Raw genomic sequence first — 13,063 nt, forward strand, 5'->3', positions numbered from 1 at the left:
CTGAAATGGAATAAATATTCCACAAATATGAGCAGTGTATCAACTGTTCTATTCTGCGGCGCATGAAGCAAGGGAGGGCGACATGACGCAAACGGGCACTCCGCTGCTTGAAGCGCGCGGAATCGCCAAGTATTTCGGGGCCATAACCGCGTTGCGCGATGTCAATTTCCACGTCAATCCCGGCGAGGTGCTGGGGGTTGTGGGCGACAATGGCGCGGGCAAATCCACGCTGATGAAAATCCTGTCCGGCCTTTACCATCCGTCCGAGGGAGAGCTGATCTTCAGCGGCCAGCCGGTGCGCTTTTCCAGTCCCAAGGAGGCCCGCGCCAGGGGCATCGAGATGGTCTATCAGGACTTCGCCCTGGCCGGAAACATGCCCATTTACGAAAACATCTATATGGGCCGCGAGCCGGGCCTCAAGCTCGGGCCGATCACGATCATCGATCACAAGCGGGCCCGCCACATGGCGCAGGACCACCTCGACAATCTCCACATCAACGTCAAATCGGTCGAGCAGAACACCGAGGAACTCTCGGGCGGCCAGCGTCAGGCCGTGGCCATCGCCCGCGCCACCGCGTTCGACGCTCAGGTGGTGATCATGGACGAACCCACCGCGGCCCTTGCCATCAAGGAGGTGGGCAAGGTCCTCGATTTGATCAAGAGTCTCAAGGATCTGGGCGTTGCGGTCATCATCATCTCACACCGGATGGACGACATCTTCTACTGCTGCGATCGCGTGATGGCGCTCTATCAGGGCACCAATTTCGCCGAGAGTCTGTTGGCCGAAACCTCCCGAAACGAGGTCATCGGCTGGATCATGGGCACCAAGGGACACACAGAATCCCTTGCCCACGACCGGCTGCACTAAAGGGAAGGCGGCCCGTGCTGTACAATCCAAAACTGGCGAAATTCCTCGAATCCTACGGCATCGTGCTGGTCGTCATTGTCATGATGGTGGTCATCGCCCTGTCGCGTCCCGAGGTGTTTCTTACGCCCCAGAATCTCACCAACATCCTCAAGCAGAACGCGACGCTGGCCGTTGTCGCTCTGGGCATGTTCGTGGTGATCGTCACCGCCGGGATCGACCTGTCGGTCGGCTCGACCATGGCGTTGTCCATGGTGACGCTGGCGCTGGCCAGCCGCATGGGCCTGCCCTGGCCCATCGTGCTGCTGGTCGGCCCGCTGGTGGGCGTGGCGGTGGGCGTGGTCAATGGTATCGGGCTCACCTGGCTGAAATTGCCCCACCCCTTCATCATGACGCTGGGCACGCTCAACGCCGTGCGCGGCATTGCCTATCTCGTCACCGATGGCGCGCCGATCTCCGGCCTGCAGCCGCAGGTGCGCTATCTCGGGCAGGCCTATTACGACCTGGGCATCTTCGCCCCGCCCGCGGGCATTCCGGCCAGCCTTATCGTCGTCGCTGTCTGCGCTTTGGGCCTGTGGTTCTTTTTGGAAAAAACCTCCACCGGGCGGCACATCTACGCCATTGGCGGCAATCCGCAGGCGGCCCGGGTTTCGGGGGTCAACGTCGATCGGGTGCTGGTGCTGGTCTATGTCATTTCCGGTTTCATGGCCGGTCTGGGCGGGCTGTTGCTGGCCGGGCGCACCGATTCCGGGTTCCCCAACGCCGGCCTGATGCTCGAACTCGACGCCATCGCCGCCGTCATCATCGGCGGTGCGTCGTTCTTTGGTGGGCGCGGCACTGTCATCGGAGTTCTGGCCGGGGTGCTGATCATGGGTCTGCTGCGCAACGGGCTCAACATCAACAATGTCAGCTCGTTCTGGCAGATGGTGCTGATCGGCGTGGTGATCATCTTCGCGGTCTGGATCGACGTGGTCCGCCGCCGGGCTTCCGTGCGTCGGTAGCCCATGAGCCCGGCCTTCCGGTGCTCTCCAGCCGGAACGTCAGGGTTTCAAACTGGAGAGGAAATGGTCAAAGGGAGGACCACGATATGAAAGCATTGCTTCTGGCAGGTATAGCGCTCTCGGCCATGACTATGGGCGCGCACGCTCAGACTTTCGTTCTCGGCATGAAGGGGCCGGGGGCGGGCAACCCCTTCTGGGCCGCCGTCGAGGCCGGAGCCCGCGCAGCCGGGGAGGAACACGGCGTCGAGGTGATCGTCGTCGCCCCGCCGCAGGAATCCGACGTTCAGTCCCAGATCAACCAGATCGAGGATCTGATCGCCCAGGGTGTCGATGGCATCGCGCTGGCGCCCACCGATCCCAACGCGCTGGCTCCGGTCGTTGACTCGGCCATCGCGCAAGGCATTCCGGTGGTGTTTGTCGATACCCAGGGCACCAATGAGGGCGTGACCTTCATCGGCACCAACAACCAGGTCGGTGCAGCGCTCGCCGCACAATATATGTGCGACAACCTCGAACAGGGGGCCGATGTGGCCATCCTTCAAGGCTTGATCAGCCAGTCCACCGGGCAGGCCCGCGCGCAGGGTGCCCATGATGGGCTTACCGAATGCGGCCTCAACATCGTCGCCGAACAGCCCGCCAACTGGGATCGCGCCATGGGTCTTTCAGTGGCCGAAACCATCCTTGTGGGCAATCCCAACATCAAGGGCATCTTCGCGTCCAACGACAACATGGCGCTTGGTGCCGTCGAGGCGCTCAAGCAGGCCGCCATGCTCGACAGCGTGATGGTGGTGGGCTTTGACGCTAACCCCGATGCGGCCAATTCCATTCTCGCCGGGGAAATGACGGCCTCGATCGCGCAGGCTCCCGACAATATGGGGCGCTTCGGCATCGAGTCCCTGATTGCGCTGTCTAATGGCGAAACGCTTGAGGCCTGGGTCGATACCGGCACCGTGCTGGTCGATGCCTCGAATGCCGCTGATTACCAGTAACAGGCGGTATTGAGGGCCCGGACCTGTGACAAATGCAAAACGGCGCGACAAATTTCGCGCCGTTTTGTTGCCATGATCTTGCAAGTGCAGTGACAAGCCGGGTAGTCTAGAGGCCTTCGCGAGAGCGCGAAGGGCAAGAGCAACTTCCGGCGGTAATATGAGGCCTCTCATATTCCGCCGTCTTTTTTTATAAAAAGGCTGCTTGTCCCATGAACCCCCAGTCATCGACGCCCCGCCAGAACGGTCTTTTGCCCACAGCGCCGCTTGGTGTGGGCCTGATCGGCACCGGATACATGGGCAAGTGCCACGCGCTCGCCTGGAATGCTGTCGCTCCTGTTTTTGGCGATATCGCCCGCCCGCGCCTTGTCCATCTTGCCGAGGCCAATGAAACCCTGGCGCGCCAGCGGGGAAGGGAGCTGGGTTTTGAAAAAGCCACCGCCGACTGGCGCGACGTGATCGCCGACCCGCAGGTCGATATCGTCTCGATCACCACGCCCAACGCCTTCCACCCCCAAATGGCCATCGCGGCGCTGGAGGCGGGCAAGCATGTGTGGTGCGAAAAGCCCATGGCGCCATCGTTTGCCGATGCCGAACGCATGGCTGAAGCCGCGCAGGCCTCCGGCCGCATCGCCGCGCTGGGCTATAATTACATCCAGAACCCCGCCATCCGTCACATCGGAAAACTGCTGGACGAAGGGGTTTTGGGCAACGTCCATTCCGTGCGCATGGAGATGGACGAGGATTTCATGGCCGACCCCGATGCGCTGTTCTACTGGAAGAGCGAGGCCAGTTCGGGCTATGGCGCGCTCGATGATTTCGGCGTGCATCCCCTCTCGATCCTCACCACCCTGTTCGGGCCGGTGGAAAAGGTCATGGCCGATCTCGCCATGCCCTTTCCGCAACGCCCGACGTCCGATGGCGCGGCGCGCGCTGTGGAAACCTTCGATATCGCCCATATTCTGGTGCGTCTCGCAGGCGGCATTTCCAGCTCCATCGGCCTGTCGCGCGCCGCCTGGGGCCGCAAGGGCCGCATCGCCCTGCAAATCTTTGGTTCGGAAGGATCGATCCTGTTCGATCAGGAGCGGATGAACGAGTTCGCCCTGTTCACCCGCAGCGATGGGGCAGGGGAGGCGGGGTTCCGCACGGTGCTCACCGGACCGGTCCATCCGCCCTATGCTGCCTTCATCCCGGCGCCCGGCCACGGGCTGGGCTTTAACGACCTCAAGATCATCGAGGCGCGGGAAGTGATGCGCGCCATTGCCGGAGAAACGGCGCACATCATCGATTTTGCACAGGGCCTTGAGATCGAGCGCGCGGTGCACGCCATGGCCCATAGCTACCGCGAAGGGCGGTGGGTCGCGCTTTAAGCGGCCTGCTGCACTCCGACGGTTTGTCTCTGCCGTTCCTTCCACAGGATATAGCTCGACGCCCCAAGGATCAGCGCCGCACCCGGCCAGAAGGAAATCGACGGCACCTGTGATAGCACGATCCAGCCCAACAGCGTGTTGAGCGGCAGTTTCAGATCGTCAAACGGCTGCAGATAGGTGGCATCGGCGACCTTGTAGGACAGGGCGAGGAAATACTGCGCCGCCGCCGTCACCAGTCCCAGAAGTGCAATCAGACCCAGCGCGGCTCCCATGGGCAAGGCGAAATCGAACCCTGTCGCCAGTCCAGCAGGCAACGCCCCGGCCGGCAGTACCGCCACCGCAACCCCGAGGATCAACCCGAGCAGGAAGTGGTTGGGCGTGATCAGCACCAGCATATAGAGCGTGAGCGATTCCGGCTCCTCATCGCGCGTGAGGTATTTGGTGATCACCGACACCGTGCCCCAGCACAGCGCCGCCAAAACGGGCAGCAGCGAAGCGAAAGTGAATTGCTCGGTGCCCACCTGCGATACGAAAATCGCCCCGACAAACCCGGTGATGGTCGCTCCGAGGCGCTGGGCCGTCAGTTTTTCGCCCAGAAACAGCGTCGCGCCGATCAGGATGAAGAACGGCCCGGTCATCGACAGCGCCACCATCTGCCAGACGGGGACGCCCACGGCGAACCCGAAGGCAAAGAACTGCACCCCCAGCGCCGACAGAAAGGCGCGGGTCTGATGCCAATAGGGGTGCCTCGTCTTGAGACGGGACAGCCCGATCCGCAGGATCAGCGGAATGGCGAACAGCGTCGCGATCACATATTGCCAGAACACCACGGCGGTCGAAGGCACGCCCATCTGATAGGTGATGATGGGGGTCAAAACGTTGATCGTGGCAAAGGTCAGCCCGGCGCAGAGCATGAAAAATGCCCCCAGAACCGGTGCGTGTGTCGAAGAGGAAATCTGGTTCATGGTCGTCCTTTCCGTAACCAGTTTCCTCAGGGTTACGGGAGACGACACCTCGCGTGCCCACCTCCGCATGCGGATCGGGCACGAAAAGACGCAATCCCGTTCTCTTTCATCCGGACTATGACCGTCGGCTTCGGAGTTGCACCGAATCTGCTGACCCTTCCCGTAGGGGAAGGCGCTCGCGGGCTTGGGCCAAGGGCCCTTACCGCCGGTGGGGACTTTCACCCCGCCCTGAGAACGTTAGTAAAATGGCACTCAATCGGTGAGCGCCGAAAACGAAGATAAGAGTGAAATCCTTGCAAAGCAAGCGCGCAAAGAAAAAGGACTGCCCGATTGCTCGAACAGTCCTTCCATGAAACCGTCACGCAAGGTGACTGAACCATAGGTTCGGAGGGAGGGTCATCGCGCCGAGGGCTGCCTCGTCGAAACCACCTTACACCCAAAGTCACTCCCGCGTGCGCGGATCTCATTAGACATTGGACCACCTCCTTTCGAATGGTTGAAACTAGGGATCATGGTGACCTGATTTGCCGGTGCTGGCAACCCCTTCGCCTCAGCGCCCGAAGTCTCGGTCGATTGCTGTCCTCAGGTCAGCACGTAGCGGCGGCGATATTCGCTCGCGGCAAACACCAGCACGACCGCGATCACCACCCCGCCAACCAGAGACACCCAGTCGATCCCGGTCAGCATCAGCGCTGCTAGTTCCAGCCCGTTCCAGGGCTGGCCCGCCAGCCAATAGCCTTCGAAATCGAGCCCGGCAAACCGCAATTGGAAGCGCTCCGACAGGAACGGCCAGACCACGCCCTCGTCGAGAATATTGCGCCGGATCACCACCCGCTCGATCATCCCGATCACCACCGGTATGAAAAACGCCAGCGGAATGGCCCAGCGCCGAAAGGCGGTGGCCAGCAATCCCACCCAGGCGAAAAACGGCAGGTACCACAACAGCGTCAGCGCAAACAGCACCACCGCCGAAACCATCACGTTGACCCACGCGCCCGCCGCCTGACCGATATCGGGTGGGGCAAAACCGGGCAGCAGGCTGCCGATGGTCAGCGCCGGCAGATAGGCGATGATCCCGGTCAGCGCCAAGGCCAGAAGGATGGCGGTGGGAAACACCGTGAGCGACGCCGCCATTTTCGATCCGAGTATCTTGAAATCGCTCTGCGGCATCGATTTCCAGAACAGCATCGAATTGGAGCGGCTGTCGGCCGAAAACGCATCGCTGTAATAGAAAAACAGCATAATGATCAGATACGCCAGCCAGGCCGCCGCCCCGAGCGCAAACGCCGTTTCGTAAAACCGCAGCGCCGTGCGCGGCGCGCCCGATATCCCGACACTGATGTCGGTGCCGAGCATCGAATAGAGCGCGCCGAGCAGGAACAGCGTCAACAAGATGATGGGTCCGAATACGAACGCGCCGCGATGTTCGAGATATTCACGCTTGATCAGGGCAATCATGGCTTGCATCACGCGGCTCCCGTCTCGCGCTGCATCAGCGCAACGAACAGGTCCGACAGGCTCGGGGTCGAGACATGCCCCAGCGGCGCCAGTTGCGCACTATCGACGCCATCGAAAATCATCACCGTTTGCCCGAACCGTGTTTCGGTAAACACCGGCCCCAGCGCCCTGGCCGCCTCGATCTGCGCCGGGTCTGAAATCACCAGCTGGGCAAACTGCGTGGTCACCGTTTCCATCGGCATGTGGACGATCAACTTGCCGTCGCGGATGAACATGATGTCCGAGAGCATGAATTCGATCTCGTCCACCTGATGGGTGGTGATCAGCAGCGTACGATCCTCGGTCATGTAGTCTTCGAGCAGCCTTCGGTAGAACCGCTTGCGGTAGGTGATATCGAGGCCCAGCGTCGGCTCGTCGAGCACCAGCAGTTTCGCATCGATCGCCATCACCACCGCCAGATGCAATTGCGCCATCATCCCCTTGGAGAGGGTCTTGATCCTCGCTTCTGGCCTTATGTCTGTGCCCGACAGGAAATCGCGCGCCTTGTCCGCGCTGAATTTGGGATGGATATCGGTCAACAGCGCAAACAACTCGCGCACGCGCAAAAAGCGCGGCAGGCTGGCGACGTCGGAAATAAACGCCACATCCCGCATCAACCGCGCCCGGTTGGCAAACGGTTCGAGCCCCAGCACCTCGATCTGCCCCTCGCATTGGGTCAGCCCGAGCAGGGCGTTGAGCGTCGTTGTCTTGCCCGCGCCATTGTGGCCGACCAGCCCGTAAATGCGTCCCGCCGGGATGTCGAAATCGAGCCCGTGCAGCACTTCGGTCTTGCCGAACCGCTTACGCAACCCGCGCGCGGAAACGATTGTGGCAGGTGCGCTCATTGGCTGTCTCCGTCCGGGAGTAAATCTGTGATCGACAGGCCCAGCGCGGCGATCCGTGCCGCGATCGCGGGCCAGTCTTCATGGAGGAATTTTTCTTTCTCATAGGCCAGCAACGCAGCGCGCGCGCCCTCGGTCACATACATGCCCATGCCCCTGCGCCGTTCCACGGTGCCCAGGTCAACCAGCGACTGATAGGCCTTGGTTACGGTGAGCGGATTGACCGCCACCTCCGCCGCCACCTGCCGCACCGACGGCAAGGCTTCGCCCTCGCCAATGGTTCCATTGAGAACCATTTCGATCATCCTTTGACGGATTTGCAGAAATATCGGCTGATCATCGCGCCACTGTGTCATGCAGCTTTTACCTCAGTGTGCTACATAACTACTACACTGCTTTGGTGGCGTCAATTTTAAATGACAGCCTCCAGCCCGGAATTTCACGTCCCCCTTTGGCGGCTTCCCTTCTTCCAAAAGAGGAAAGCATCAAACTCTACGCTCCAACCCCCTTCTCCCCTCGTGGGAGAAGGTGCCCCGAAGGGGCGGATGAGGGGGTGCTGAGCATCCTCGCTCACCGCCGCGCGCGCTGAACTTCAGCGCACCCTTCACCCCATCCCTCTCCCGGGGGAGGGGGCTTCCTTCGCTGCGCCTGCGATCCTCCCCCACCTCCGAGCATACTGGATCCCGGGTCTTCGCCCGGGATGACTCCGGTGGGGTAACGTCCGCAGCGCTTTCCCACCCAACGCCCGTCATCCCGGACTTGATCCGGGATCCAGTAACCGGCAGCGCCGCCGCTCCATCCTCACCGCTGCCCCCGAACCACCCTGCACTTATCCCCGCACCCGAAATCTCCCCCATACTCTCCCTCACGACCCCGCTTACATGGACGCAAGCGCAACGAACGTTTGGGTGGGATCGGTTCGGGTTCCTCATGGGTCGCCATGGGGAAGGCCCAAAGCGGACAGATGGCCGGATGTGGATACCAGGTGGGCAAAAGCCCTCCCACGTCGCACCGGGGAAACCCGGAGGGGCAGGCGGAAGAGGCTGGCAGAAAAAGTGGTCTTTGCACTTTTTCGTTTCGTCAGCCGACCCAGGACAAACTGGGAGGCTGGCAGAAAAAGTGGCTCCCACTTTTTCGTTTCGACCAGCCGACCCAGAATAAACTGGGCGGCAGGCAGAAAGGCCGGTCTTTTCCCAACAACCCCCAGCCCGAGAAAGCCGCCATAAGCCAAAAATCCCGGACGCGTGGGGCGATGATCGCTTCATACTAAACAAAAATGTGCGGAGCGCTCATCGCCCCATGCCGTTCATCCGACCCAAGCCCCGAAGCCTTCGGCTGTCGGGCGCATGAGCCTGCTTTGAAAAGCCGTCTATCGCACCACCGTGATCCGTTCCGCCGCCCGGGTCACCCCCGTATAGAGCCAGCGTTGCGCTTCCTCGCGAAAGACGAAGCTCTCGTCGAACAGATAGACATGGTCCCATTGGCTGCCCTGCGCCTTGTGCACGGTGAGGCAATAGCCATAGGTAAATTCGTCGTATTGGCGGCGCAGCTGCCAGCTCATTTCGGCGTCGTCGCCGGTGAAAAAGCTCTGATGGGTGCGCACCTTGGTTTGCACCGATGTCCGGTCGGCATCCTCGGGGTCGATCAACATTTCCAGCGTGCCGCCCGCGCGTTTGCGGATGGTGTTGAGGGTCCAGATCTGCCCGTTAAGCAGGCGCTTTTGCGGATTGTTACGCAGGCACACCAGCCGGTCGCCCTTGACCGGAATATCGGCGGGCAGGCCGCGCAATTCTCGGATGCGGTTGTTGTAGTCGAGCCGTGTCTTGTTGCGCCCCACCAGCATCTGGTCGGCGGACAGCACTTCGGCCTGATCCACCTCGCGGCGCGATACGACCTTACTCTCGCCATAGGTGCCATAGCTGAGCCCGCGCCCCTCGCGAATCGCCAGCGACAATTCGACAATGGGGTTGTCGCGGGCCTGCCGGTGGATTTCCGTCAGCATGATGTCGGGATTCTTGGCGGTGAAAAATCCCTCGCCCTGCACCGGCGGCAACTGGAACGGATCGCCCAGCACCAGCACTTTGGTGCCAAAGCTCAGCAGGTCGGTGCCCAGGACCTCATCGACCATCGACACTTCGTCGATGACGATCAGATCGGCGGTGGCCGCCGCGGATTCCGGGTCGAGGACGAAGCGCGGCTCGCCCTCCTTTTCCGAAATGCGGGTGTAAATCAGCGAGTGGATCGTCGAGGCACCCTTGCAGCCGCGCCTGCGCATCACCAGCGCCGCCTTGCCGGTAAACGCGGCGTATTTGACGGTTTCGACATCCTGAGCCAGATGCCGGGCCAGCGTCGATTTTCCAGTTCCGGCCCAACCGAACAGCCGGAACACCTGCGGCCCGTCCGGGTCCTTGAGCCATCTGGCAACGGCCTTGAGGGCCTCTTCCTGCTGGCTGGACCAGGCGACCATTTGTGGGACAAACTCCGGCAACGGAAAATGGGAATCACTTGGCGGCCAGTATTGCCGTCCGTGGCGTCTGGCGAAAGGCCATTCGTGAACGCAAACAGAAAGAGGCAGCGATGCAGCCCCAGGACGTACTCGACTTCTGGTTCGTAGAACATGGACCCAGCGATTGGTATTCAGGCGATCCCGCGTTCGATGAACGCTGCAAGGAGCGCCTGAGCGCGGTCCATGCAAAGGCCGTGCGCTCCGAACTGTGGGCGTGGCGGAAGACAGTAGAGGGGCGGGTGGCCGAACTCGTGCTGCTCGATCAGGTGTCGCGCCAGCTGTTCCGGGGCGATGCGCGGGCCTTTGCCGCTGACACCATGGCGCTCGCGCTGGCGCAGGAGGCTGTTGCCCAGGGGCTCGACAAGGACCTCGATCTGCACCACCGGCTGTTTGTGTACATGCCCTATGAGCATGCGGAATCGGCAATTATCCAGGAAGAATCCGTGCGGCTGTTCGAAAGCCTGGGCAGCGATGATTACCTGTCCTATGCCCTCGAACACCGTGACACCATTGCCCGTTTCGGCCGGTTCCCGTTCCGCAACGCGGCGCTGGGGCGTCAGTCAACGCCGGAGGAAATCGCCTATATGCAGGAGCGTGACGGCAAGGCGTACTGAGGCGGGGCAAAAGCGCGCACCGCACCAATGGAGAATGGGTCTCGGCCCGGTCTGACGATAAAACGGGCGCTTTACTGCCCCGGAGCCCCGAAAATGAGCGCTGCGCCTCTGCCCGAACACCCCTATCGCGATGCCGTTCTGGCAGAGCTGCACGCAAGGCCGGTCGAACTGGTCGCGCCCAATATGCGCGTGCGGCGGCTGGTGTTGGGGGTGCCGACCCGCTCCGGCGCCATGGGCGCGGCCATGGATCAATTCCGTCGCTTTGCCGAGGCCAATGGCCATCACATCAAGGACAGGGCCACCCGCCAATATCAGTTCGTCACCAAAGCGCGGGTCGCCACCTGGGAATTCCATACCGAATTCATCACCATCACCTGGCACACCAAGCTTGAGGACACCGTAAGCTGGCCCGACGATATCGGGCTCGACGCGCTCGAAGAGGCGGAACTGATCGGGGCCATGCGCGTCGATATGATCGACGATCCCGTTCTGCCCGATCGGGTGTTTCCCTCGTTCAGCCCGACCAGCCTGTGCCTGGTTTCGGTCGAACACGGCAACGCCCAGGTGGCCGCCGATTTCATCCCCGATGACAACAAGTTCATCCGCTTCGAATTCGCTGCGGGCAAGCTTTCGCCGCTGCGCCGCGCCATCGCTTTGCGCCGGATTCTCGAAGTCGAGACGTATCGCACCATGGCGCTGCTGGCGCTGCCGCTGGCCCGCCAGACCGCGCCAGCCCTGCGCGCCGTCGAAATGGAACTGACCGACGTGATGGCCGATCTGACCGGGCTGGAAACCACCGAAGCGGTGCAGGAGCGGCTCAAGCGCCTGCACGATATTTCCGTGCGCTCGGGTCAGATTTCCGAACAGCTCAACTATCGTTTCGCCGCCTCTTACGCCTATGGCGCGATTTTGCAGCGCCGTCTGGAAAAGCTGCGCGAGGCGACCATCGGGCCGGGATCATCGCTGTCGAGCTTCATTGGCAACCGGGTCGAGCCGGCGCTGGCCACCTGTCAGGCCATGGACAAACGGCTTGCCGTTCTGCTGGCAAAGCTGGAGCGCGCCGTCGAACTGCTCAATGTCCGGATCAGCCTCGACATGCAGATCCAGAACAAGGCGGTGCTGGAAACCATCGCCGAGACCGCCAAGAGCCAGTTCCGGCTCCAGCACGCGGTCGAGGGGCTATCGACCATTGCTATCACCTACTACCTGATCGGTATTCTGGGTTACACCCTTGCCGGGCCCCTCGAAATGAACGGGTGGGACAAGACCCTGGTGATCTCGATCTTGTCCCCGGTTGCCCTGTTGCTGGTATTCTTTGGGCTACGCGCTCTCAGGAATGGCTTTATGCGCTCTCAGCAAGAACGGCCCTCGAAACCAGCGCGCCGTAATGGCCGATGACGACCGACGCGGTTTTATGGCCGGCTGCCGCAGCAATTTCGGGCGTTGCGCCCGCCAGCCGCGCCGCGAGGTAGCCGGCATTGAAGCTGTCGCCCGCGCCGGTTGCGTCGACCACCTTATCCACCTGCCGCGCCGCCACCCGCCAGCGCTGATCGCGGGTCACGACCAGCGCCGCGTCGGCACCGTTCTTGACCAGAACCTCGTCGCACCCGGCGCTCAGATAGCGCTCGGCGGTCGCCGCATCGTCGGCATCCCCGAAATAGGGGACTTCATCGGCATGGGTGGGCAGCACCACATTGGAAACCGAAGCTGCAAGGGTAAGCGCTTCGACCACGCTTTCCTTGTCGGCCCACAGGGCAGGGCGGATATTGGGATCGAACGCCACAAGCGCGCCCGCCGCCTTTTTCGCACCGATGGCCGAAATCAGCCTCTGGCGCGCTTCCGGCGCAAGAATGGCGAGGGTGATGCCGGAGAAATAGATCAGATCGGCGCCGGACAGGGCCGCTTCGAGCACCGCCGCATCGTCGGCCAGCATCTTTGCCGCCGAGGTGTCGCGCCAATAGGAAAAGTGCCGGTCGCCATCGGCCTGATGGATCATGTACAGCCCGGCGCGTTTGCCGGGGATGGTGCGGATTGCGCTGGTATCGATCCCGGTTGCCGCGATGAACTCCGTCATCTGGCGCGAATAGATGTCGTCACCCACGGCGGTGACATACCCCACCGACCACTCGCCGCCCAGCAGCGCATTAAGATAGTAGGCGGTGTTGAACGTGTCGCCGGCAAAGCCCAGCTTATAGACGCCGCCTTCGCCGCCGCTCATCTCGATCATTGCCTCGCCGATCGAGACTGCCTTCTTGCCCATGCCAATCCTCATAGTCCGGTTGAGGTGCGACATAACCCATCCGCGGGCGGCGAGAAAGTCCCCTCGTCTTTCGGGCGCAGCCGCGTCTCCCGTCATGCCCGCCCATCATGCCATTGTCATGGATGCGCTATATTGCCATTGTCATGATTGACCACCC

General features: G+C 61.8%; 12 protein-coding genes and 1 riboswitch. Of the genes, 6 read left to right on the top strand and 6 right to left on the bottom strand.

Annotation, left to right across the window (positions count from 1 at the left end):
* Nucleotides 1-82: 82 nt before the first annotated feature.
* The 4 genes from VNS12_RS12830 (at nt 83) to VNS12_RS12845 (ending at nt 4,222) form a co-directional block, all read left to right on the top strand.
* Nucleotides 83-868 (top strand): ATP-binding cassette domain-containing protein, encoded by a 786-nt coding sequence (locus VNS12_RS12830; protein ID WP_325488237.1) that lies wholly within the window; start codon nt 83-85, stop codon nt 866-868.
* A 14-nt stretch (nt 869-882) separates the two neighbouring features.
* Nucleotides 883-1,866, top strand: a complete 984-nt coding sequence (locus tag VNS12_RS12835) for an ABC transporter permease (protein WP_325488238.1) — start codon at nt 883-885, stop codon at nt 1,864-1,866.
* An 86-nt stretch (nt 1,867-1,952) separates the two neighbouring features.
* Nucleotides 1,953-2,855 (top strand): sugar ABC transporter substrate-binding protein, encoded by a 903-nt coding sequence (locus VNS12_RS12840; protein WP_325488239.1) that lies wholly within the window; start codon nt 1,953-1,955, stop codon nt 2,853-2,855.
* A gap of 209 nt (nt 2,856-3,064) precedes the next feature.
* Nucleotides 3,065-4,222, top strand: coding sequence for a Gfo/Idh/MocA family protein (locus VNS12_RS12845; protein WP_325488240.1), 1,158 nt, complete (start codon nt 3,065-3,067; stop codon nt 4,220-4,222).
* On the opposite strand, the gene VNS12_RS12850 is transcribed toward VNS12_RS12845, so the two are convergent.
* The 5 genes from VNS12_RS12850 to VNS12_RS12870 all read right to left on the bottom strand — a co-directional run bounded on the left by VNS12_RS12850 (nt 4,219) and on the right by VNS12_RS12870 (nt 9,993).
* Nucleotides 4,219-5,187 (bottom strand): DMT family transporter, encoded by a 969-nt coding sequence (locus tag VNS12_RS12850; protein ID WP_325488241.1) that lies wholly within the window; start codon nt 5,185-5,187, stop codon nt 4,219-4,221. The genes VNS12_RS12845 and VNS12_RS12850 overlap by 4 nt on opposite strands.
* A 94-nt stretch (nt 5,188-5,281) precedes the next feature.
* A riboswitch (FMN riboswitch) is annotated at nt 5,282-5,427 on the bottom strand.
* Between the two features lie 342 nt (nt 5,428-5,769).
* The gene (locus VNS12_RS12855) at nt 5,770-6,654 is read right to left on the bottom strand and encodes a hypothetical protein (RefSeq protein WP_325488242.1); all 885 of its coding nucleotides are present in this window, start codon (nt 6,652-6,654) and stop codon (nt 5,770-5,772) included.
* Complete coding sequence (locus VNS12_RS12860; RefSeq protein WP_325488243.1) at nt 6,654-7,529, bottom strand: ABC transporter ATP-binding protein; 876 nt, start codon at nt 7,527-7,529, stop codon at nt 6,654-6,656. Before VNS12_RS12860 ends, VNS12_RS12855 begins: the two co-directional genes overlap by 1 nt.
* Nucleotides 7,526-7,882: a GntR family transcriptional regulator gene (locus VNS12_RS12865; RefSeq protein WP_325488244.1), complete on the bottom strand. Its 357-nt coding sequence runs from the start codon at nt 7,880-7,882 to the stop codon at nt 7,526-7,528. Before VNS12_RS12865 ends, VNS12_RS12860 begins: the two co-directional genes overlap by 4 nt.
* A 1,013-nt stretch (nt 7,883-8,895) precedes the next feature.
* The gene (locus VNS12_RS12870; protein ID WP_325488245.1) at nt 8,896-9,993 is read right to left on the bottom strand and encodes an ATP-dependent DNA helicase; all 1,098 of its coding nucleotides are present in this window, start codon (nt 9,991-9,993) and stop codon (nt 8,896-8,898) included.
* A gap of 110 nt (nt 9,994-10,103) precedes the next feature.
* On the opposite strand from VNS12_RS12870, the gene VNS12_RS12875 reads away from it, so the two are divergent.
* Both VNS12_RS12875 and VNS12_RS12880 read left to right on the top strand, forming a co-directional pair.
* A complete protein-coding gene (locus VNS12_RS12875) occupies nt 10,104-10,646 on the top strand; it encodes a DUF924 family protein (RefSeq protein WP_325488246.1) in 543 nt (180 codons plus the stop codon).
* A gap of 93 nt (nt 10,647-10,739) precedes the next feature.
* Nucleotides 10,740-12,044: a DUF3422 domain-containing protein gene (locus tag VNS12_RS12880; protein WP_325488247.1), complete on the top strand. Its 1,305-nt coding sequence runs from the start codon at nt 10,740-10,742 to the stop codon at nt 12,042-12,044.
* Here VNS12_RS12880 and VNS12_RS12885 read toward each other — a convergent pair.
* A complete protein-coding gene (locus tag VNS12_RS12885; protein WP_325488248.1) occupies nt 11,989-12,906 on the bottom strand; it encodes a sugar kinase in 918 nt (305 codons plus the stop codon). The genes VNS12_RS12880 and VNS12_RS12885 overlap by 56 nt on opposite strands.
* Between the last annotated feature and the right edge of the window lie 157 nt (nt 12,907-13,063).

It is taken from the genome of Pelagibacterium sp. (genome assembly GCF_035555455.1).
In the GTDB taxonomy this organism is placed as follows: Bacteria; Pseudomonadota; Alphaproteobacteria; order Rhizobiales; family Devosiaceae; genus Pelagibacterium.